General features: G+C 55.6%; 19 protein-coding genes, 1 tRNA gene and 1 pseudogene. 10 read left to right on the plus strand and 11 right to left on the minus strand.

The window, feature by feature from the left end:
• The 4 genes from uvrC (at position 1) to HQ912_RS11640 (ending at position 4648) form a co-directional block, all read left to right on the plus strand.
• Positions 1-1824, plus strand: coding sequence for an excinuclease ABC subunit UvrC (gene uvrC, locus HQ912_RS11625; protein ID WP_047227858.1), 1824 nt, complete (start codon positions 1-3; stop codon positions 1822-1824).
• 32 nt (positions 1825-1856) lie between these two features.
• Positions 1857-2417 (plus strand): CDP-diacylglycerol--glycerol-3-phosphate 3-phosphatidyltransferase, encoded by a 561-nt coding sequence (gene pgsA, locus HQ912_RS11630; protein WP_047227859.1) that lies wholly within the window; start codon positions 1857-1859, stop codon positions 2415-2417.
• Positions 2418-2480: 63 nt separating this feature from the next.
• Positions 2481-2556: transfer RNA gene (locus HQ912_RS11635), tRNA-Gly, on the plus strand.
• Between the two features lie 247 nt (positions 2557-2803).
• Complete coding sequence (locus HQ912_RS11640; RefSeq protein ID WP_260990075.1) at positions 2804-4648, plus strand: tyrosine-type recombinase/integrase; 1845 nt, start codon at positions 2804-2806, stop codon at positions 4646-4648.
• A 703-nt stretch (positions 4649-5351) separates the two neighbouring features.
• Here HQ912_RS11640 and HQ912_RS11645 read toward each other — a convergent pair.
• Together HQ912_RS11645 and HQ912_RS11650 are read right to left on the minus strand one after the other, a co-directional pair.
• Complete coding sequence (locus HQ912_RS11645; protein WP_173407531.1) at positions 5352-6242, minus strand: aldo/keto reductase family oxidoreductase; 891 nt, start codon at positions 6240-6242, stop codon at positions 5352-5354.
• Between the two features lie 304 nt (positions 6243-6546).
• Complete coding sequence (locus HQ912_RS11650; RefSeq protein ID WP_222129873.1) at positions 6547-7272, minus strand: TetR/AcrR family transcriptional regulator; 726 nt, start codon at positions 7270-7272, stop codon at positions 6547-6549.
• A 91-nt stretch (positions 7273-7363) separates the two neighbouring features.
• Here HQ912_RS11650 and HQ912_RS11655 point away from each other — a divergent pair.
• From HQ912_RS11655 to HQ912_RS11670, 4 genes and pseudogenes are all read left to right on the plus strand, one after another.
• Positions 7364-7633 (plus strand): annotated as a pseudogene (locus HQ912_RS11655) (MMPL family transporter); the annotation flags it as partial.
• A gap of 7 nt (positions 7634-7640) precedes the next feature.
• Positions 7641-8132 carry a DUF1097 domain-containing protein gene (locus tag HQ912_RS11660; protein ID WP_222129874.1) on the plus strand — a complete coding sequence of 164 codons (492 nt, stop codon included), beginning with the start codon at positions 7641-7643 and terminating at the stop codon, positions 8130-8132.
• Between the two features lie 322 nt (positions 8133-8454).
• Positions 8455-9705 (plus strand): alpha/beta hydrolase, encoded by a 1251-nt coding sequence (locus HQ912_RS11665; protein ID WP_107322671.1) that lies wholly within the window; start codon positions 8455-8457, stop codon positions 9703-9705.
• The gene (locus tag HQ912_RS11670) at positions 9702-10619 is read left to right on the plus strand and encodes an NADP-dependent oxidoreductase (protein ID WP_173406796.1); all 918 of its coding nucleotides are present in this window, start codon (positions 9702-9704) and stop codon (positions 10617-10619) included. The genes HQ912_RS11665 and HQ912_RS11670 overlap by 4 nt, the downstream gene beginning before the upstream one ends.
• Before the next feature lie 96 nt (positions 10620-10715).
• Here HQ912_RS11670 and HQ912_RS11675 read toward each other — a convergent pair whose 3' ends face one another.
• The 7 genes from HQ912_RS11675 to HQ912_RS11705 are packed head-to-tail and all read right to left on the minus strand — an operon-like array spanning position 10716 to position 17982.
• The gene (locus HQ912_RS11675; RefSeq protein ID WP_107322673.1) at positions 10716-11153 is read right to left on the minus strand and encodes a hypothetical protein; all 438 of its coding nucleotides are present in this window, start codon (positions 11151-11153) and stop codon (positions 10716-10718) included.
• 10 nt (positions 11154-11163) lie between these two features.
• A complete protein-coding gene (locus tag HQ912_RS11680) occupies positions 11164-11997 on the minus strand; it encodes an enoyl-CoA hydratase/isomerase family protein (protein ID WP_173406797.1) in 834 nt (277 codons plus the stop codon).
• Positions 11998-12033: 36 nt separating this feature from the next.
• The gene (locus HQ912_RS11685; protein ID WP_107322675.1) at positions 12034-12768 is read right to left on the minus strand and encodes a nitroreductase family protein; all 735 of its coding nucleotides are present in this window, start codon (positions 12766-12768) and stop codon (positions 12034-12036) included.
• Between the two features lie 4 nt (positions 12769-12772).
• Entirely contained in the window at positions 12773-13687 is a 915-nt protein-coding gene (locus HQ912_RS11690) for an alpha/beta fold hydrolase (protein WP_107322676.1), read from the minus strand.
• Positions 13684-15375 (minus strand): AMP-binding protein, encoded by a 1692-nt coding sequence (locus HQ912_RS11695; protein ID WP_173406798.1) that lies wholly within the window; start codon positions 15373-15375, stop codon positions 13684-13686. Before HQ912_RS11695 ends, HQ912_RS11690 begins: the two co-directional genes overlap by 4 nt.
• A gap of 12 nt (positions 15376-15387) precedes the next feature.
• A complete protein-coding gene (locus tag HQ912_RS11700) occupies positions 15388-17163 on the minus strand; it encodes an acyl-CoA dehydrogenase family protein (RefSeq protein ID WP_107322678.1) in 1776 nt (591 codons plus the stop codon).
• A 21-nt stretch (positions 17164-17184) separates the two neighbouring features.
• The gene (locus HQ912_RS11705; protein WP_107322679.1) at positions 17185-17982 is read right to left on the minus strand and encodes a crotonase/enoyl-CoA hydratase family protein; all 798 of its coding nucleotides are present in this window, start codon (positions 17980-17982) and stop codon (positions 17185-17187) included.
• Between the two features lie 171 nt (positions 17983-18153).
• Between HQ912_RS11705 and HQ912_RS11710 the strand changes: the two genes are divergently transcribed.
• A complete protein-coding gene (locus HQ912_RS11710) occupies positions 18154-18717 on the plus strand; it encodes a TetR/AcrR family transcriptional regulator (protein ID WP_107322680.1) in 564 nt (187 codons plus the stop codon).
• Here the strand turns inward: HQ912_RS11710 and HQ912_RS11715 are convergent.
• Entirely contained in the window at positions 18714-19325 is a 612-nt protein-coding gene (locus HQ912_RS11715) for a TetR/AcrR family transcriptional regulator (RefSeq protein ID WP_240539554.1), read from the minus strand. The genes HQ912_RS11710 and HQ912_RS11715 overlap by 4 nt on opposite strands.
• Before the next feature lie 104 nt (positions 19326-19429).
• On the opposite strand from HQ912_RS11715, the gene HQ912_RS11720 reads away from it, so the two are divergent.
• Positions 19430-19825 carry a cupin domain-containing protein gene (locus HQ912_RS11720; RefSeq protein WP_107322682.1) on the plus strand — a complete coding sequence of 132 codons (396 nt, stop codon included), beginning with the start codon at positions 19430-19432 and terminating at the stop codon, positions 19823-19825.
• 814 nt (positions 19826-20639) lie between these two features.
• Here the strand turns inward: HQ912_RS11720 and HQ912_RS11725 are convergent.
• Positions 20640-21518 (minus strand): aldo/keto reductase family oxidoreductase, encoded by an 879-nt coding sequence (locus HQ912_RS11725; protein WP_107322683.1) that lies wholly within the window; start codon positions 21516-21518, stop codon positions 20640-20642.
• Positions 21519-21585: the final 67 nt, after the last annotated feature.

Below are 21585 nucleotides of genomic sequence, written 5' to 3' on the forward strand. Positions count from 1 at the left end.
ATGACTGAACTGTTTGATCCAAGTGCTTTCCTGTCCACATGCAGCGGTCGCCCAGGCGTCTATCGCATGTTCGACAGCGATGCGCGTCTGCTTTACGTCGGTAAGGCCAAGAACCTCAAGAAGCGTCTGGCCAGCTACTTTCGTAAAACCGGCCTCGCGCCAAAGACCGCCGCCCTGGTGGGGCGCATCGCGCAAGTCGAAACCACCATCACCGCCAATGAAACCGAGGCCTTGCTGCTCGAGCAGACGCTGATCAAGGAATGGCGGCCGCCGTACAATATTCTGCTGCGTGACGATAAGTCCTACCCGTACGTGTTCCTGTCCGACGGGGCATTTCCGCGCCTGAGCATTCACCGCGGGGCCAAGAAGGCCAAGGGCCGGTATTTCGGTCCTTACCCCAGCGCTGGGGCGATCCGTGAAAGCCTGAGTCTGTTGCAGAAGACCTTCTTCGTTCGCCAATGCGAAGACAGCTATTACAAGAACCGTACCCGACCATGCCTGCAATATCAGATCAAACGCTGCAAAGCGCCTTGCGTCGGGTTCGTCGAACCCCAGGTCTACGCCGAAGACGTGCGCCACTCGGTGATGTTTCTTGAAGGTCGCAGCAATGCGTTGACCGACGAACTGTCGGCGGCGATGGAGGACGCGGCGGTCAATCTTGAGTTTGAGCGGGCTGCCGAGCTGCGTGACCAGATCGGGCTGCTGCGCCGCGTGCAGGATCAGCAGAGCATGGAAGGTGGCAGCGGCGACGTTGACGTGATCGCCGCGTTCATCAACCCGGGTGGCGCCTGCGTTCACCTGATCAGCGTGCGCGGCGGTCGGGTGCTGGGCAGCAAGAACTTCTTTCCCCAGGTGGGTATCGAGGAAGACGTGGCCGAAGTCATGGCGGCGTTTTTGGGCCAGTACTACATCAGCAGCCCGGAACGCGACCTGCCTGCCGAGTTGATCGTCAATGTGGTCCACGAAGACTTCCCAGCCCTGGTCGAGGCCATTGACAAGCTTCGTGGTCGTGAACTGACCATCAGCCATCGCGTGCGTGGCACCCGGGCGCGCTGGCAGCAACTGGCCGTGACCAACGCCGAACAGGCCCTTGGCGCACGCTTGGCCAACCGCCAGCATGTGGCGGCACGGTTCGACGCCTTGGCCGATGTCCTTAACCTGGACGAGCCGCCGCAGCGGCTGGAGTGCTACGACATCAGCCACTCCAGTGGCGAAGCGACCGTGGCGTCTTGTGTGGTGTTTGGTCCGGAGGGTCCGATCAAGTCCGATTACCGGCGCTACAACATTGAAGGTGTTACCCCGGGCGATGATTACGCGGCGATGCATCAGGCGCTGATGCGCCGGTTCGGCAAGCTCAAGGACGGGGAGGGCAAGCTGCCGGACATCCTGCTGGTGGACGGCGGCAAAGGCCAGCTGTCCATGGCTCGCGACGTATTGAACGAGCTGATGGTCCCCGACCTGATCCTGCTGGGCGTGGCCAAGGGCGCCACCCGCAAGGCTGGCTTCGAGACCCTGTACCTGAACGATGCGGCCCATGAGTTCACCCTGAAAGGGGACTCGCCGGCGTTGCACCTGATCCAGCAGATCCGCGACGAAGCACACCGTTTCGCCATTACCGGACACCGTGCCCGCCGGGGTAAGACCCGTCGTACATCGACGCTGGAAGGCGTCGCAGGGGTTGGCCCGACGCGACGTCGCGATCTATTGAAACATTTTGGTGGATTGCAGGAGCTGTCTCGTGCCAGCATCGAAGAGATAGCCAAAGCTCCCGGTATCAGTAAAAAGCTCGCTGAGTCGATTTATGCAAGCCTGCATAGCGAGTAGAATGCCCGTCAACCTCGCAGCCAGTTGTGCCGATGAATATCCCAAATCTGATTACCGTACTTCGCGTCCTGCTCATCCCGATCTTCATTTTGCTGTTCTATTTGCCGTACCACTGGAGCTATGTGGCCTCCGCCTCGGTCTTTGCCTTCGCCGCCGCCACCGACTGGCTGGACGGCTACCTGGCCCGACGCCTGGAGCAGAGCACGCCTTTCGGCGCCTTCCTGGACCCTGTGGCCGACAAGCTGATGGTCGCGGTCGCCCTGGTACTGCTGGTGCAGGAGCACGGCAACCTCTGGCTGACCCTGCCGGCAGCGGTGATCATCGGCCGCGAGATCGTCGTATCGGCACTGCGCGAATGGATGGCCGAACTGGGCGCCCGTGCCCAAGTGGCGGTATCGAACCTGGGCAAATGGAAAACCGCCGCGCAAATGCTGGCGCTGGTGATCCTGCTGGGCAACCCGGCCAACTTCAATTTCTGGGTGCTGTTGGGCTATGCACTGCTGCTGATCTCCGCAGGCCTGACATTGTGGTCGATGGTTCAGTACCTGCGCGCCGCCTGGCCGCATCTGCGCACTGACGTAGACCCGAAATAAAAGTTTTTTGAATCAAAGGGTTGACGGCGTAATCTGAATCTATAGAATGCGCCACACCAAGACGCGGGAATAGCTCAGTTGGTAGAGCACGACCTTGCCAAGGTCGGGGTCGCGAGTTCGAGTCTCGTTTCCCGCTCCAAATATTGCGCTACAGAGTTCCACTGAATTCTGTAAGTGATTGAAATCAGGGCCTTTAGGCCCTTTTTTCGTTCCAGCGGGAACCACTGAAATCCAGCTCCATCCAGTGCTTTTAAGTCCCGATTTAAGTCCCGATTTAAGTCCCGAATGAGGGTCTTGGATTTGGATGTGCACTGAATCGGTTTTTTGCTGGAGCAGCTTGGATAGCGAGACGAGCATCTGGCCCTGACTCTGTTCAGGAGCTCGCTATGGCACTCTCGGATACGACCGTTCGGCAAGCCCGAATCACTGGCAATGACTACACGATAGGCGACACGGATGGGCTTGCGCTCAACGTGACCGCGCGCGGCGGGAAAATCTGGCGGTTCAGATATTACTGGGCGGGCGTGCAGAAACGCATGTCTCTCGGTAGTTATCCGCAAATCAGCCTTAAAGAAGCGCGTGCCCGACGTGATGAGGCTCGCGCCTTAGTCGCCCAAGGCATCAATCCCTATGAGCATCGTAAACAGCAGCGTCGTGCTGTTCGTTTTGCGACAGAGCATACCTTTGAGGCCGTGTTCAACCAGTGGGTGGAGTTCCGAAGGCTGAGCCTGAAGGAAGGCCGCCAGAGCACGCTCTCGCAAATCTTCAGAATCTTCAATAAAGACGTCCTGCCCACACTGGGTGGACGGTCTATCTACGATATCAATCGTCATGATCTTCTGGATTTGCTAAGCAGGATCGAACAGCGCAAGGCCTTAACGACAGCCGAAAAATGTCGGACCTGGTTCAATCAATTGTTCCGCTATGCGCTGGTGAAGATCGAGGGGCTGGAACATAACCCGGCTTCTGATCTCGACGTTGTTGCGCTCCCCAAACCGCCTGTTACGCACAATCCATTTCTCCGAATGGACGAGCTCCCTGCATTGATGGCAGCTCTTCGAAACTACAGCGGTGCCAACCAAACTCAGCTTTGCCTTCGATTGTTGCTGCTGACCGGTGCCCGCACGGGCGAGCTGCGCTTGGCGACACCCGACCAGTTCGATCTGGATAAGCGGTTATGGATCATACCGGCGGAGGTGGTGAAGCAACTTCAGTTAGCGATGCGGAAGCCCGGTAAGCAGATCTCAAACATACCGCCCTACATTGTGCCGCTATCGGTTCAGGCGCTTGAAATAGTGCGGTGCATGCTGGACCAAGTGGTTCCTGCGCAACGTTACTTGTTTGCGCATCGGAGCGACCTGAGCAAGCGCATCAGTGAGAACACGCTGAATGGCGCGCTACGCCGGATGGGGTACGCGGATCAGCTCACCGGTCATGGGATGAGGGCGACGATCTCGACTGCGCTGAACGAGATTGGATATCCAAAGGTATGGGTGGACGCTCAGCTTTCTCATGCAGATCCGGACAAGGTGAGTGCGGCCTACAACCACGCGGAATACGTGGAGCAGCGCCGGACCATGATGCAGGACTGGGCAAATCGTCTGGATCTGTGGGGGCAGGGCCAGCTGAAAGCGGCAAGCTCTCCACTTACCATCCGTTTGGAAGGGGCCGCTTCGCTGCCGTCGCTTGAAAACGCGATCGCAAATTCCATTCATTTCAACGGCACCTTTCCAGTGGCAGCGGTCTCGGTATCCAAGGCTTCGGTTAGCGACGAACCGGCTCTTGTCGTGTCGCACCAGTCGCCTGTCGTACCTCTTTCGGTCCCGACTGAAAAGCTGCATAAATCTATCGTGTCTGACATCCAGCGCGAACGCGTCGAAATGCTTGCCATTTATGAGGCCGCTAGTAATTTGCCGTTACTGGTTTTCGCTAAACTGGCTGGCAAATCTCGTGATCAGATCAACCGCGATATCAAGGCTCGGCGCCTTCTGTCCCTCAGCTTGGGGAATCGCGGTCAACGCATTCCCGATTGGCAGCTAGATCCATTGCGTCACAAGTTGGTGCTTGCTGCGTTAGCGCGGTTTCCGGATGTCGACCTTGCTGTTAGTCTTCAGCAGAGAATGGATGTATTGCTTCTCCAATCCGACTGCCTCAAGGTCACTAAGCAGCTTTTGATACGCTATTTCAAGATTCTTCACTTGGAGTTGAAAGGCGTCCCGATCCGCTTGTAGCGCGAGGAAGGTTCCTAGACTGACTTTTCCGTGAGCGTCTCTGTCTGATTCAAACAAAAAGGCTGGCTTCTGATCGGGATAATAAATTTGTATCCAGCGACGTAAATCGGAATGACGTATCGTTAGCTGATAGGGCTCCACGTAACTTCCACTGGGAACCGAAATTCCGAGGCATCCGTAAGGCAGTTCTCCATTACGTATTGCGTCGTAGATCTTTTCTGTGGCTGCGTGTAAACACGGCCACTGTGGAAATCGGTAGATAAGCTCCTCTGGACAAGACCACGCAGCTTCGACTATTTGTGCTTCGTAACGGGTAAGATTGCACCACCGCAACGCTGCGTCGATTGGGCGGTAAAAGGTTCTGGAATGTGGATTACAAATATAAGAAGACATAATAGCGATGGACCTCCATATCCTAATGGATAGGCCTCTTGCCGGATACCTGTATACGAACCTACTGATGGCAGTGGTTGTTTACTCGGATTTTTTAACTCGGTGAGGTCATCCATTCGTCTATTGCTTGAAAATTATTTTCATCTATTTTCTCAAGAACCTAACGATAGTACTCAAGGAGTCTGACCTGAAAGAAGCTGGTTTAAGGCTTAATGAAGGGCAGCATCTGAATCAGCAGAAGGTGTGCGCTGCAAGCTCAGACTCCATTCGACCAGTTAATGGGGCATTTAATCTCTCGTGATTATGTGTCTCAGCGCGGGTCGACATTCTTTTGGACGATACTGTCGAGCGTAGCAACATGCTCCGACGACAATGATATTTCAGCTGCGGAAAAGTTCTCCCGAAGGTGAGCCATGGACGTCGTTCCGGCGATAACCAGGATGTTAGGTGATCGTTGTAGCAGCCAAGCCAGAGCAACCTGTTTGGGGCCTGCGCCTACGTCGTTCGCAACGCTTGAGAGCAGATCGGACTGTAGCGGAGAGAACCCACCGAGTGGGAAGAACGGCACGTAAGCCACTCCTTTCGAGGCCAAAGTGTCAATAAAACTATCATCGGTACGGTGCACCAGGTTGTACTGGTTCTGTACGCAGACGATGTTCGCCAATGATTCCGCTTCATGGAACTGAGCAGCCGACACGTTGCTGAGGCCGATATGTCGGATAAGTCCCTTTCGTTGTAGCTCTACCAGGGTTCCCAGCGACTCGGCCACAGAGTTGTCATCCGGCCCGTGCGGACCACCTAAGCGCAGGTTGACTACATCAAGTGCATCCACACCAAGATTGGCGAGGTTTTCATGCACTGCACGGTGAAGTCCTTCGGGCGTACGATCTACCTGCCATGAGCCATCTTCCCCGCGTATAAAGCCAACCTTGGTGGCGATCACTAGGTCGGCCGGATAGGGCGAGAGCGCTTCGCGGATCAACTGATTTGAAACGTGTGGACCGTAAAAGTCGGCAGTGTCGATATGATTTGCGCCGAGGGCAAGCACCTCGCGGAGAACGGCGAGTGCTGAATCTTTGTCCCGCGGCGGCCCCCACACGTGTGGTCCCGGCAGTTGCATGGTGCCATAGCCCATACGCTTAAGCGTCAACGAGGTGTTTGGAAGGGTGAACGTGCCGCCGAGACTGTTTGTTGTTGTCATGGTTTTTCCTCTTGAAGAGATTTGTGTGTCGGGAATGGGAAGCAGTGAAGCTGCCCATGCTTGGGCGGAACTTGGGAATCTCGTCCAGCTTCTGCGCCACAGGAACTTCTTTCGTAACTCTGCCTGGTGTCTGCGGGTGACACGCTGGCGGCCCGCTGCACAAACCAGGCTTTCCTCTGGAACACCTGGTGTAGTGCTGTCCCATAACCACGCATGCAACCCTGGCTGCTGTTCGATGAAGGACATTTGCGTCTCAGTCAGCTGGAATCTTCCTCGCGTGCGACCGCAACTGTCGTGACGTAGGCTACTCGTTTGGGTTGCTGGAACTGCGAGGTAGCGCCGATCGCGCAGTCGCGCCATAGAGAAAGGTATTGACTGCACTCATGACAATCTTGTCGATCGCTGTATCCGATAACGGGGGTTGGACCAGACCGACAATCGCACGCAACTTCACATCGCTAGATGTCATGCTCATGAACTGCTCTGCCAGAACAGCGGGCGAGATATCTGGATTGAGCTTGCTTGTGGGGCTTGCCTGATGTGCTGCGATCCACACCGCTAGCCTGTCCAGAATCTTCAAGTAGCTGGCCGCAAGCATCGCTTGGGCGACCTCCGGGAAGCGACGGCCTTCGTTGGTAAGCAGCCTATGTACAGCCAGCGTTTGAGGCGACAGCGCAGTGCGCACCAACTGACGACCGAAAGCAGGTAATACTTCCTCTATCTCGAGTCCTTCGATTTTGAGTTCATCCAGCGGCTTCGCCATTTCTGTGGATACGTGCAACATCGCGGCCTTGAACAGCCCTTCTTTTCCACCGAAGTAGTCGTAAACATTGCGGCGTGAGCCACCTACGCGAGCAATGAGGTTATCGACAGCCACGGCGTCGAATCCGTTTTCCAAAAACTGTTCCGCTGCTACAGCGATCAGTTCTTGTACTCTTTGGGCCCCTTTAATCGTTCGGTGGGCTGGGGCTTTCGGTGGAACCATCATAGAGTGCGTACTTCGTTCAAATAAGGTCAGGTACAGTACCATACCATAACAGACCATTTCGCCTTGGCAAATACTTTAGGGCACGAGTGCTTCTTTGCTGGCGTAATGCCATTAAAAGCCGGTTTTTACCCCGCTGGCCCATCTGCGCCAAGGCGCAAGCCTGTCAAACGCGTACTACATCGCTTTGCTTTCAACCGGCAAGGTAGTTGTACCCACCGGCGTAACCCTCGGCGTGGCAGTGGCCACCTGGGTTCTATCACCAATCAAGTTCCAGGCGGACATGGGGATCCTGCTGGCCTTCATGTTTATCTGGAACATGCTCGGCGCGCTGATCCTGACCCCGGCATTGGCCCGGTTGCTGTTCCCAGCGTCGGCCATCCCCCTGAAACCTGCCACGAGGTAATACAGCCATGCGTCATACCCTTCGGTTGAATACGCTCAAGGCGATACTGGGAGAGTCTGTCCTGGCCTGCGTTGCCGCAACTCTTTGTGTTCTGCTCAGGATTCCAGTCTCAGCCATGTTTATCGGTTGGATTGCCTTCTTCACCAGAGGCATCACGGCCCGCGACGGTTTGATAAACCTCGGATGTATGCTGATCGGCCTGGCGATCGGCATCGCCAGCGAACTGTTGGCGCCGCACTTGGGGGCGTTGACTATCACCCTGGTAGCACTGCTGGTTACCGTGGTGGTGTTGTCATTACGCGGCTTACCAGTGTTCAACAATTTGTTAAGTCTGTTCCTGGGCGTGGTGTCCTTTTTTGCCTCGCACCTGGCTACCACGCTGGCGACCTTTCTGGAGTTGTCCTTGGCCTGCGCCTTGGGAGTTCTTGCGGGGCTGCTGGCAAGCAGGGTGCAAAGACATTGGGGCCAAGCCAAACATCCTGATATGCCTATGTCCTGAGGATCGCCCTGGGTGTGTTGCGCGAATACTTCCTTTTAGAAATAGGTGTGGTATTGTACCGTACCAAATTAATCGGGAGCTGGGGTTATGTCTGCAGAACCGGTGGAGGTTCTTAATGCTCACCGCTCCGCGAAAGGTGTGCAGCGGACACAAGGCCTGACGGTGGTGGCAACGCAGCCTTTTTTAGAGCGAGGTTTCCAAGTCATTTTGAGGGACGATTTCGTTGTCCGTGTCGTCAACTCGTGGCGCGCCATTTGGGTAGCTGGAAGTCGACGAGATCGCCCTCAATGCGGTTCGTGCAACAAAGCGCGGCGTAACGCAGATGAATAACGCGACTCTTCGATGCTTCTTCGAACACAAAGCCACTTCACGCTGGCTTTATTCTCTTGTGGTGTTGCTGTGCTCGAGTCTGGCCGGAGCCCATACTTTGGCCGAGGTGAGAGTGGGTGATCCGCCAGATTTTGCTACTTATCAACTCGAAACCCGAGCGCAGTTGCGCTTACAGCGCAACTTCCAGACGCACGAGCCGCTGAATGAGTTGCGGTGGAACTCCCCAGGGGAATGGCGCCCTCCCACAGGTATCCGGCCAAGCAAAGGCATTCTGCTTGTTCATGGCTTGGGCGATTCGCCATGGTCGTTTCACGACTTGGCACCTGTTCTCGCAGCCCAAGGCTTTTTGGTGCGCACCGTGCTCTTGCCGGGGCATGGGACTCGCCCCGAGGACTTGCTTAAAGTTGACCTCAAGCAGTGGCAGCGCGTCGTGAACGAGCAAGCGCAAGTGCTTCGACGCGATGTCGAGCATGTGTACTTGGGCGGATTTTCCACAGGGGCCAATCTAGTGCTCGAATACGCCTACGACAATCCTCAAATAGCCGGCTTAGTGCTGTTCTCACCCGCTTTCCGTGCTTCCAGTCGGTTGGAGTGGCTGGCACCGCTGACTGCTTGGCTACGTCCCTGGATCGTGTCCCCCGACGGGCTGCGTCCGATGCAAAACAGTGTCCGTTATCTCAATATGCCCACCAACGGGTTTGCGCAATTCCATAACAGCAGCCTTAAGGCTCAACGGCTCTTGAATGAGCACTTTTACGATAAGCCAGTATTCATGGCCGTTGCGCAGCACGATTCGGTGCTCGATACGAACTATCTGCTCGAGATGTTCCAGTTCCGCTTCACGCATCCAGCCAGTCGGTTGGTCTGGTATGGCGAGGAGACACTGGGTGTGTACGACCGCAGACGTGTCTTGGTGCGCGAAGATTATTTGCCAACATTGCGGATCAGCCAGTTTTCACACATGGGCCTGCTGTTCGCGCCTGGAAACCCGCAGTATGGCGAGCGAGGCATTTTACGTATTTGTTTAAACGGACAGCCATCCAATGCCACCCGAGCCTGCGAACAAGGCGCGCTGACCTGGTACTCGGATTGGGGGTATCGCGAGGAAGGTAAGGTTCATGCCCGCTTGACCTTCAATCCCTATTTCGATTGGCAGGCTTCGGTCCTGGCAACCGTGCTCGACGAACTTCCCATCAACTCTGACGTTGAATCAACGCCTTCCTCCCAAGAGAGTCATCCATGAAATCCATCCGTATTCATACGTATAACGACAAGCCTGTCGCAGAACAGATCCCGACCCCTGCTGTAGCGAAGGATCAGGTACTGGTGCAGGTGCAGGCAACCGCACTCAATCCTCTGGATGCGCTGGTGGTATCAGGTGTGGCGGCCCAGTTCTTCGCCATTTCCCTGCCGCTCACGTTGGGGACCGATTTTGCCGGCGTCATCGAGAAGGTGGGTTCCGAGGTCAGTCAATGGCGCGTTGGGGATCGGATCATTGCCTGCGCCGATGCCAGCACGTGCGGCGGCCTGGCCGAGTTTGCCGCCGTGCCCGCCAGTGCCTGCGTAACATTGCCGCAAAGCATGTCTGCTATTGAAGGTGCGGCTATCCCTATCGCGGCGCTTACAGCCTGGCATTCCTTGTTTTCTTCCGCTCGCTTGAAAGCAGGGGAGACCGTTTTGATCCACGCAGGTGCAGGTGGAGTAGGAACTTTTGCCGTGCAGTTTGCGAAGAAGGCAGGCGCTCGGGTAATTGCCACGGCTTCGGGGGATGGCCTTGAGCTCGCTCGTCGTCTCGGTGCGGACGAAGTGCTGGATTACACATCAGTAGACTTCACTTCGGTCGTTCACAACGTGGATGTTGTTCTGGACTTGGTCGGTGGTGAGACGCAACAGCGCTCCTTCGAAGTGCTGCGCAAGGGCGGGAGACTTGTATCCACAGCCATGCCACCAGACGCTCACATGGCTGAATCCTGTGGTGTGACGGCGAGCATGTTCTATGCGGCGCAGTATGCCTCTCAACTGGATAAGCTGGTCTCGTCGATAGTCGAGCAGGGCGTTGAGGTTGTGATTGACCGCGTGGTGCCGTTTGACGCATTCGATGATGCTTGGGAACGATTGGTTTCAGGTCGGGCAAGGGGCAAGATTATCGTGCAGTGAGTCAGGGCGACAGAGACTTTGCGTGATTGGTCCCGCTGCACAAAGCAACCTGCAGCGGGGCTTCCTGAAATGGTCGTCATAACGCCCAGCAGATGATCAGCGAAGCACCATCAGATAGACACCACAGGCTAGTGCCACCAGACCTGCGGGAATAGCTGTCACAGAAATGATGTCGATCTGGCGAGATTGGCGAATGACATCGGGTAAGTTGTCCTTTTCGGCTGCGGTGCGTCGCTTCAACACGGGTATCAGACACAGCATATTTCCGAGGACAGCGCTGCCTCCGGCAACGACTTTCAACGCGTAGATGCCATCGAAGCGTGTCGGTTCGATGAGCAACAGACCGGTGACAAGTACTACGGCGAAGGCCGGCATTTCGAAGAGCAGATCAATCTGCCGGTGCAAGCGGGCAACGGTGAAACCCTGATTCCGACTCTGCGCTCGGGTGCGCTCAAGCAGGTACTCGACCGCTACGATGCCCAGCCAGAAAGCGACGGCGAAAAGGTGCAATTGCAACAACAATTCGAAATGCATAGTCCAACCCTCAGTCTCTGACCAATCCAGGGGTCTTCACTGGCGCATCCCTTCGTCTGTCGGGATGATCACGTTCAAGAAAGCGGCGTAACCCTTCGCGGGTTTCCGGTTGATGAATAGAGTGATTGAAACACTGGGCCTCGATACGCAGGCCCTCAGCCAAAGGAAGGCCATACCCCCTGACTGCGGCCTCTTTGTCGGCACGCATGGCAGGTTGCGGCAACGTGCAGAGGAATTGGGCTAGCTCCATCGCTCGCATCAACGATTGCCCTGTAGGTACGACCTCATTGGCCAGACCGATGGCCAGTGCTTCTGCGGCGGTGATAACTTTGCCCGTGAGGATCAGCTCCATCGCCCGGCCCATCCCCACGATGCGTGGCAAGCGCTGACTTCCGCCGTCGGCGAGCCCGATGTTCCACCGTCGACACGTAACGCCAAAGGAGGCATGTTCTTCGGCAATGCGCATGTCGGCGAAGCATGCCCATTCCAGCCCGCCAGCGTAGGCTGCACCGTTTACTGCGGCGATGACCGGTTTGTAGATATCGGTCCAGCGGCTGGGCCCGAGAACGCCGGGGCGTTCGCCGCGGTTGTGGGCCGCAATCTCGCTCGGGCTGGTGGGCACCAGATCGAAGCCTGCTTCAAGGTCACCACCGGCACAGAATGCTTTTTCACCGGTACCGGTAATGATGGCGACCAGAGCACTGGGGTCATCTCGAAACTTTGTCCAGGCTTCCACCAGTTCCAAGTGAGTAGTCGGCCCGATGCAGTTGCGCTTTTCCGGGCGGTTGAAGCGAATGATCCTTATCGCGCCGTGTGCTTCGTATTCGATTTCCGTAAAGGCCATAACGGGTAATCCTCTTGGTGTTTTTTCAGCTGCTGATCAAAGCCAAGTCACGTTTTGCTCGAGTGGAAAACGTAATCGGGGATTTCGGATCGCGTGCACTCCCGGTAACCCCACGGCTAGTAGCATGATGGGAATTGCTTCTTTGGGCAGAGGTAGAATCTTCTTCAAACGCTTCTCATCGAAGCCTTCCATGGGACAGGTGCTGTAACCGTGGCTCTGAAAGGCGAGCATGAGATTCTGTGCCGCCAGCGCTGTCGATTTCACGGCCCATAGCCGCATTTGCATCAGGCTATTGGGGGTGCGCATGACGGGGCGCTTGTAACCGAGCACCCTGACCATCTGGCGTTTGATAAATCCCCGCCAGCCCATCCAGCCCTGGTTGTACTGGAAAGGAGCCGTTTCCTTGTAGAACCGATCGATCACCCTGGGTACTGCGGCTTCAGGCCATAACTTGAGCACATCGGCACAGGCCGATCTCCAAGTGTCCGGCCGTGCCAACACCGCGATGATCAAGGGGGCCCTCGCGGCACTTTGCCCAAGGCATACCTGTTGCAACTGTTGAAGACGTGCTGGATCGCGCACAACCTGGAAAGACCAAGGTTGCAGGTTGCACGAACTGGGTGCCAAAGCCGCGAGCTCCAGGCAATCTCGTATGATTGTTTCAGGAACGGCTTCTGCGGCGAACTGGCGAGCAGCTCGCCGGCTCTCAACCAGGGAGCGAAATGTTGTCGCGGATTCTGAAAACTCCGAATGGGATGCCAAGGGGTTCATTTTTCTAAGCCTCGGTCAGTCGGTGCTGTTTCGTCGTCTCGGCCTTGTGGGAAACAAGCCATTCGAGTAACTCGTCCCAGACTGGCGCGGCAGATGGGCGGAAATAGCCCATGTGTCCAATGGGCTGTTTTTTTGTGTCGGGATGAAGGTCGCGTACCCGCAACGGGGCATTGCGATAGCCCTTGATGAAAGCATCCCGCGATACGGGTGGTGCCCACGGATCATCCACTGCGTTGGCAAACATGCAGGGCGCGTGAACTCGCGCGTAGCGATCAACGACAGCAGCCATCGCCGGGTCGTCGAAGAAGTAATGGGGGTAGGCGCACCAGCGTCGCCATGCTTTGTAGACCCCCTTCGGCAAGTCGTCGCCCATGCCCAGCAGACTCCAGGCCATGTAGCCCTTGTGTGCGACGATCAAAGGCAGGATGCATGACCACAGCAAGCGGACCTTGAAAGCCTCCAGCCTCGGCATCCACCCGGCCCACCCGGCCCCCGTACCGAAGCAGTAGGCGGCCGTGATGCGGTGATGATTGGGTAGCAACCCCAGTGCATGTCCACCAAAAGAGTGACCGACCCAGTAAAGCGGCGTAATGCCGTCATCCATATGTTCGACTGCCGCTGCCAGGTCGAGCCAACCCCAGTCCAGGTAGGACATCTCAAACCCTTTCAGTGATTTGGGCTTGGAGGCTCCTATGCCCCGGTAATCCATTGTCAGGACGTTGAAGCCTTGTTTGCTGGCATGCTCGGCGAAGCGGCGGTAAAAACGCTGTTGCACCCCCGTCGCCCCCGCCATGATGAGGTTGCCCTTCAACGACCCCTGTGCAGAATAACGGATAGCCGCTAGTCGATAGCCATCGTCAGCCACCAACGTTAATTGATCAGCCATAGAGAAATCGGGTGCGTAAGCCGGCATCGTCATCGGGAGTGCTCCTCCTGCTCGATCCCCACCAACTCCTTGCGCAGAATCTTGCCCACATTGCTCTTGGGTAACTCGTCCCGAAATATGATGCGACGAGGGCGTTTATAGCTGACCAGGTGTTTTTCGCAGTGTGCGATCACGAGAGCTTCATCCAAGTAAGGTTGACGACGTACGACATAGGCGATGGGTACTTCCCCCGCTTTTTCGTCCGGGGCCGGTACAACTGCCGATTCCAGTACTCCGGGGTGAGAGTTCAAGATCCGCTCGATCTCCGAGGGGAATACCTTGAACCCCGAGGAAATGATCATTTCCTTTTTTCGGTCAACCAGGCTCAGATACCCATCCAGATCGAAGAGGCCGATGTCTCCTGTACGGAAGAAACCATCGTGGGTGAAGGCGGCGGCATTTTCTTCGGGACGCTGCCAATAACCGGCCATGATGGCCGGACTACGCACACATATCTCGCCGGCGCCAATAGTGACTTCTTCTTCATCCTCGCCCCGTAGGGAAATTTCAACTCCCGTTACTGGTAAACCTACCGAGCCGGGGCGTGAACGCCCCGCTGGGTTGCAGGAGATCAGCCCGGTTTCGGTCATACCGTAGGCTTCGGTGATATGGCAGCCGGTGATCCGATGCCAGAGCTTGGCCGTGGACTCGCTGACTGGCATGCCCGCACCGAGACAAAGGGCGAGGTCGGTGAAGTCCTGCGAGCGGAAGTTTTCATGCTCCAGGAGCGAGTTGTAGAGGGTGTTGACTCCGGGGAAACTGCTTACTCGGTGACGGGACCATTCTTTGATAAACGCCGTGGTATCGCGTGGATTCATCACCAACACCGCTTTACCACCTTTGGCCAAGGTGAAGAGCAGATTGCCCAGGCCGAGAATATGGTAGAGCGGCACCGCGAGCAGCAACACGTAGTCCTGCTCAGCTCTGCCTAAAAGATGCGGACGCAGAGCCGAATACTGTTGGGCAACGTTGAACAGCAAAGCCCGATGACTGATGGGTACGCCTTTGGGTTGCCCCGTAGTGCCACCGCTATAGATTATGAAGGCTGTCTGCTCGGCTGCGATGGGCCCACGTTGACGGAGTTTGGTCGCCCGAGTGGCTACGACCTTGCGCCAGTCGATGGCGCCTTCTATGCCGGTGAGCTTACTGCCCAAGCGCCGATGGGCTACCCAATTGACCAATGTCCGTCGCCAGCCTAGTTGATCACCTGGAGCGACTTGCACAGCAAGACTCACCCCGGCCTGGAGCATGGCCTGCTGGACTCCCTGGCCCATGGGTCCGAAGAGAAAGACAGCTTTGACTTCACTGTCCTTGAAAACCTGTGCCAGCTCCTGCGGTGTATACAAAGGGTTTACGCAGACGGCGATCAAACCCGCCCTGATAATTCCCAGGCACGCCACAGGATGGGCGAGCATGTTTGGCAAAGCGACTGCAACCCGGGCGCCCGGTTGCAGCCCTTGATTGATCAACCAGGTCGCTACTGAGGCACTCAGGTTCTGTAATTGCTCGTAACTTATGCTGGCACCCATGGCCGACAGGGCAGGGGCATGAGGCATTTTGGTAGCACTACGCTGCAGCAGTTCTTCGATGGTGCAAACTCCGAGGTCGGCAAGCTCGCCGCTACTCTGCCCACTACGGACTAACTTCAGCGTCTCGTTATCTTTTTTATTTAAACGATTCATCTGCGCTCCGCCCTAGCCGAGTTGGATTTGTTTGAGCTGCTCAAGACGCGAGGCATTGCGCTTTAGCTTTTCGATAAGCGAAGGCACTCGTAATTCGGCTTCGGAAAAATACAGGCGGGCGAGGGCAGGTTTGCTTCTGAGGAAATCCTCATTAGACGTTGACGGCGCGGCGGCGTCCGCAATCCATGCCCACAAATAGCCAAAAACAACAGTCCCCAGTAGTTCAAGAAAGTCTGGCGCAACCAACCCCACGACATCCCGGTTGAAAACGGTGTCGACGGACAGTTGTTGAATCAATGGTTCGAACTCGACCTGCCAGGCACTCAAAGTCGTTGCAACATCCTCCAGATCTGGGCGTTCGCGCAGACGCTTGGCAAGTGTTGGAATGTGGCTCAGGAAGATTCCCAAGCGCTGCCCCTGGTCACCCAAGGTCTTGCGCCCCAGCAAGTCCAGCGACTGGATATAGTTCGTGCCTTCGTAGATCGGACAGATAGCCGCATCCCTTAGCAATTGCTCCATGCCGGTTTCGACTATGTATCCGTTCCCGCCGAAGAGCTGGAGCGCCGAAGCGATATGTGTACCTGCATGATGCGAGAGATAGCCCTTGACGATGGGTGTCAGCAGTTCTGCAAGGTGGAAAGCCTTAGTGCGCCGCAAGTCATCTGGGTGGCAGCGCGCCTCATCGAGCAGCGTACCGACCCAGGCGCAAAGTAGGCGAGCGGGTTCGATGAACAACCTCTGCTGGACAAGGATCGACTTGACGCCAATATGGCTGAGCAAAGGATCGGCTGCTTGATCCGGGTGTGTAGCACCGTTCAGCGCACGGCCTTGAAGGCGCTCCTGGGTGTAGCTCAGCGCATTCTGGTAAGCGATCTCAGCCAGGCCTACGGTTTGGACACCGACAGCCAGCCGTGCACTGTTCATTAGCACGAACATGCAAGCCAGGCCTCGGTTCAGTTCTCCAACGCGATAGCCCTTGGCATTCTCGAACGACAAGGCGCAAGTAGCGTTGGCGCGAATACCATGTTTATGTTCAAGCGAAACGACTGACACGCCGTTCCCTGAGTTACGTCCATCCAATTGGTACTTTGGCACGACGAACAGGCTGAGGCCGCCGGTACCTGCTGGTGCGCTTTCCGTCCTGGCGAGAACCAAATGAACAATGTTTACGCTCAGATCGTGATCGCCGTTCGAAATGAATATCTTGGCTCCACTGAGCAAGTAGGAATCATCCGGCTGGGCAATTGCTGTCGTGCGAATCAAACCAAGATCACTGCCGGCTTGAGGCTCGGTAAGGCACATGGTGCCAAGCCATTCACCGCTGGCTAGTTTGTCGGAAAACAGGGATCGAACCTGTTCATCGCCGAATCGGTCGATGCAACGTAGAACACCTTCGCGGACATTGGAGAAGATGCTGAAAGACACGTTGGAGGAAGCGAGCATTTCATCAAAGAAAACACCGGCTGCTCCTGGGAAGCCTTGCCCCCCGATCGCCATTGGCACTGTCAGGGCGGGCCAACCGTTCTCTTGGAACAGGCGGTAAGCCGATTGAAAACCCCGCGGGGTTTTGACTTCACCATTTTCGAGCCGGCAGCCCTCGACGTCGCCGCTGCCGTTCAAAGGCAGCAGTTGTTCCTGGGTGAGTTCGGCACCGACCTCCAGAGTTGCCTTGAACAGGTCGATGTCGATATGGCAGTGCTCTGGTAGCAGAGGCAACAGCTCTGGAAGTCGAAGAACCTTGCGAGCGAGGAAATCGCACTCCTCCAATGGTGCTTGGTACTGAAGCATGTCGTTGCCCCTGCTGGTGAGTTAACGGCCTTTGAATTGCGGCTCGCGTTTCTGCATCATCGCCATCACACCTTCACGCACGTCTTCACTCTTGATCAGCGTGAACAACAGCTCATTGAGATTGGAGAGGGCGGCATCGTCGCCTTCATCTCGAGCCTGGAAGGCGGACTGCAACGTAGCCTTGATCGCCAGGGGGGCGGCCTTGGCGATGCGTTCGGCGTATTCGATGGCACGAGGCAACTCCTGCCCGGGCTCAACAACCTCGGTCAGCAGACGCATACCTAATGCATCATCGGCATCGAACTCTTCGCCGGTCAGCATGTAGCGCATTGCGTTGGTCCATCCGGCCGCTTGTGTGAAGCGCACAGTGGAACCGCCGGAGGGTGGAATACCACGCAAGACTTCCAGATGAGCGAAGCGGGTGTTGCTCGCGGCTATTGCGATGTCGGCGTTGAGCATCAGCTCGATGCCTGCTGTGTAGCAGGTACCTTGTACGACGAGGACAATCGGTTTGGTGCGACGCGGCTTCGAGACGCCCCAAGGATCGATGCCTCCATCGGGATACTTGAATCCCCCCGAAGCCAGCTTTGGCGTCAGTTCCATCAGATCCAAGCCAGCGGTGAAATGCTCGCCGTGGGCAAACACGACTGCGCAGCGCATGTCCGCATTGCGCTCGTACTCACCCAGCGCCAAGGCTAGGTCGTTCAGCATGGCGCTGTCGAAAGCATTACGTTTGCCGGCCCGATCCAGACCGATAAGGAACAGATGACCACGCTGCTCCCGGGTGACTCGACCCGGACCGCTGTTTGCTTCGCTCATGGGAAATTATCCTGGCGTTGTGAGATGAGGACCTGTATTTTCAGGCGAACCGTAGATACTTACCGAACGTTCGGTTTGTAAAAACTAAACAAACATTCGGTAACCGTCAAATTGAGACGCCAACGCTTATGGCATAGAATCAATTTGCATGATTGAGAACTGGATAAGCCCATGCGGCCACTGAAAATCCCGCGCGATGAGCTCCTACAGCGCTGCGCCAACACCTTCAAGCGTCTTGGCTACCATGGCACTACCATGGATGCGTTATCGTCCGCCTGTGGACTGACCAAGGCCTCGTTCTATCATCACTACCCCAACAAGGAATCGCTCCTGCGGGACGTATTGGACTGGACGCATGAACGGCTGAAACAGTCGTTGTTTTCTATCGCTTTTGATGAAAGTCTGGCGCCGCAGGAGCGACTTACACGCATGGGGCGCAAGGCTGGCAAGCTCTTTCAGGACGATTCGATCGGCTGTCTGATGGGCGTCGTTGCGGTCGATGCCACCTATGGCAAGGTAGAGCTCATGGCGCCCATTCAGCGCTTTCTGGATGACTGGACTCTGGCGTTTGCCGAGCTCTATGGCGGCCAGCACAGCAGGGAAGAGTCACTGCGTTTGGGGCGGCAGTTGGTAGCCGATTTCGAGGGCGCAATCTTATTGGCCCGTATCTACGCAGATCCAAGCTACATAGACGCGGTGATCGAGCGCGGCCTGAGGCAGTTGGACTGCGCCTAGGTCAGTTCCCTTTCAAAACTCCGTTTCACTTCCCCCCATATCAAGTCGAGCGGTTCTACACTGCGGGCTGCCCTGCAAAGAGCGACAGACCCCTCGATAGCGGCGATTGCCAGTAGCGCCAGACTGTGTGACCGAGCCTTGGTCACTCCAGCCTCCCGTAGCGATGAATCGATGATTTCTCGCCATTGCACAAAGATGGCGTTGGCTTGATTTAGCAGTTGAGTCTGGATTTGCGCTTCGAGTTCGGGCTCAGCTTCGCCACGTTGATCGGATGTGTACTGCTCCACTGAAACGGCCAATACCGCACAACCAGCCTGATAGTCGGATTCTTCCAAAATTTTTCGCCACAAATCAACGAAGCGTTTCATGCCATTCACTGGGCCGTATTTATGCAACAGTAATTTCAGCGGCTCCGTGACTTCGCGTCCGGCATGCTCAACCGCGGCTTCAAGCAGTTGGCGCTTACCGCCAGGAAAATGATGGGCAATGGATCCGCGCGGCGTGTTTGAGTAGCGCACCACCTCACGCATGCTGGTTGCTGTCAGCCCCTTGCGTCGTAGAAGATCCGCTGCGCCGACAATCATTCGATCTCGAGTAGAAGTGTTCATTTTAAAAAATTATGCCATCCGTCATAGTTTGGTGTAGTCTCGGTTTCGACTATGCCACGTGCCATAGTCTCTATCTACTCATTCCGATACGAGGCACAAAAACAATGACTGCTCGTCCAACGCTTCCCAATCCAATCGATTCCGTAGCCCTGGCCTCGCTCGACGCACCCGAAGGCTGGCTTGCCTACCCGCTGGGCGATGATGTAATCGAAGGTAATCCCGATACACGGATGAAGTTGCTTCGCACCGTAGGCGTGAAAACCCCGTACAAAGCCGTCGCGTTTTTTACTTCTCAACCTTCGAAGTTCGACTGGCGCTTTGAAAACGATGAAGCCTTCGTACTGCTTGAAGGTTGTATCGCAATCACTATGGACACCGGCGAGCGATTCGAGATGACAGCCGGCGATGCTGTCTCTATTCCGGCAGGACACACCGGTGTCTGCGAAGTCTTGGAGTTCAGCCGGAAATTCACCGTGGTGACGAGTGGGGGCGTCGAGTAATCTGAGATTGAGGCAGCGAGGGGCTGTGAACCCCGCCGTTCGCTGCCTTCGATGAAGGGAAGCGCAGATGACTTGGCGCTGAAGCCGCCATAGCGCAATGAAGACCATTACTGAGGAACAGTGATCTCAGACCCTCAAATGCCAACGACAGCGCTCAATTCAACCGCCAGATGCGCCAAAGCTTGTGACGCTGCGGTTGTTTGCTGCGCACCTTCGGACGACTGGATAGAGAGTTTGCGAATATTAAGCAAGTTTCTGTCCACCTAATGGGCCACATGGGCATGTTCTTCAGTCTGTGCAATCCAAAGTGTGACTCTGAAATTGTTATTTATTGCTGCATGCTTTATGAGGCTAGAGAAGGCAGGGCGGCAAAAAGGTGAAAGACAAATCGCATGATACGGTTATGGAAAAGTATTTCCGCACCGACCCGTCTATGCTACGGAATTGCTTGACGAAGTCCGTAACAATGGTTGTTCAGCAGAGCTGGCCATTCTATTGCGACAGTTAGGCATGGTCTCGGCAGTTAATCAAAATTCGGGGGTGAATATGTAGGGAATGTCTTGTATTTTTAATTTGAAAGTAGTGTCGTTACGCAGCTGTAAATAATATTGTTTCAACTGACTTATGTTATTCCTATTTAGTAAAATTTAAGAGTAATAATAGTTGGTGGCCGGTATTTACTTGCGTGCGAAGCCAAAAATCCCGTGTAATTGCGGGCTTTTTGGCTTTCAGTGGGTTGGGATTTTGCTCAAGCCCCGCCTTCATGGCAGCTAGAGCATATGATCTAACATCAGACTAAGCCGCCTAAGCTTCACTAATCGACCTGTCCTGAAACGCTATTGAGTTTCGCCACCTGTGTGTCTGACAGCACGAGATCTGAGGCGGCAAAATTCTCTCTAAGATGAACTGGAGAAGAAGTTCCCGCGATCACCAGAATATTTGGAGAGCGCTGCAGAAGCCATGCTAGTGCAACCTGCTTCGGAGTTGCTCCGACCTCTTCAGCCACTTGTGAAAGAAGCGACGATTGCAGGGGAGAAAAACCACCTAGTGGGAAAAATGGAACATAAGCCACTCCTTCCGCTGCTAGAGAGTCGATGAAATCGTCGTCATCTCGCTTGACCAAATTGTACTGATTTTGGACGCAAACAATCTTCGCTACCGATTTGGCTTCTGCAAACTGTGTCGGAGTAACATTGCTCAGGCCAATATGACGGATCACACCCTGATGCTGCAACTCGATGAGAGCTTGGAGCGGCTGTAAGACTGATCGATCATCCGGGCTATTAGGACCGCCGAGCCTTAGGTTGACGACATCGAGCGTTTCGAGGCCGAGGCTGGCAAGGTTTTCATGCACGGCGCGCTTGAGTCCATCCGGCGTATGATCGGGCGTCCAAGACGCATCTTGACCGCGTACGAAACCGACCTTGGTTATGATCGTCAGGTCATCAGGATATGGCGACAGCGCTTCGCGGATTAGTTGGTTAGATGTACCGGGACCGTAGAATTCGGCCGTGTCGATGTGATTGGCGCCTATTGCTATTGCATCGCGCAACACTTCAAGAGCCGCTTCCCTATCACGCGGTGGCCCCCATACATGAGGGCCGGGCAATTGCATAGTTCCATAGCCCATACGCTTCAGACATAACGAAGTGCCAGCCGGAGTGAACGTGCCTCCGAGGTAAGAAGATTTCATGAGATTCTCCTGAATATGGTTGGTAGTTTCTAATTGAAAAGAACGATGATCTTGCACGGCTGATGAC

Origin of the sequence: Pseudomonas sp. MPDS (assembly GCF_013283895.1) — a bacterium.
In the GTDB taxonomy this organism is placed as follows: Bacteria; Pseudomonadota; Gammaproteobacteria; order Pseudomonadales; family Pseudomonadaceae; genus Aquipseudomonas; species Aquipseudomonas rhizophila.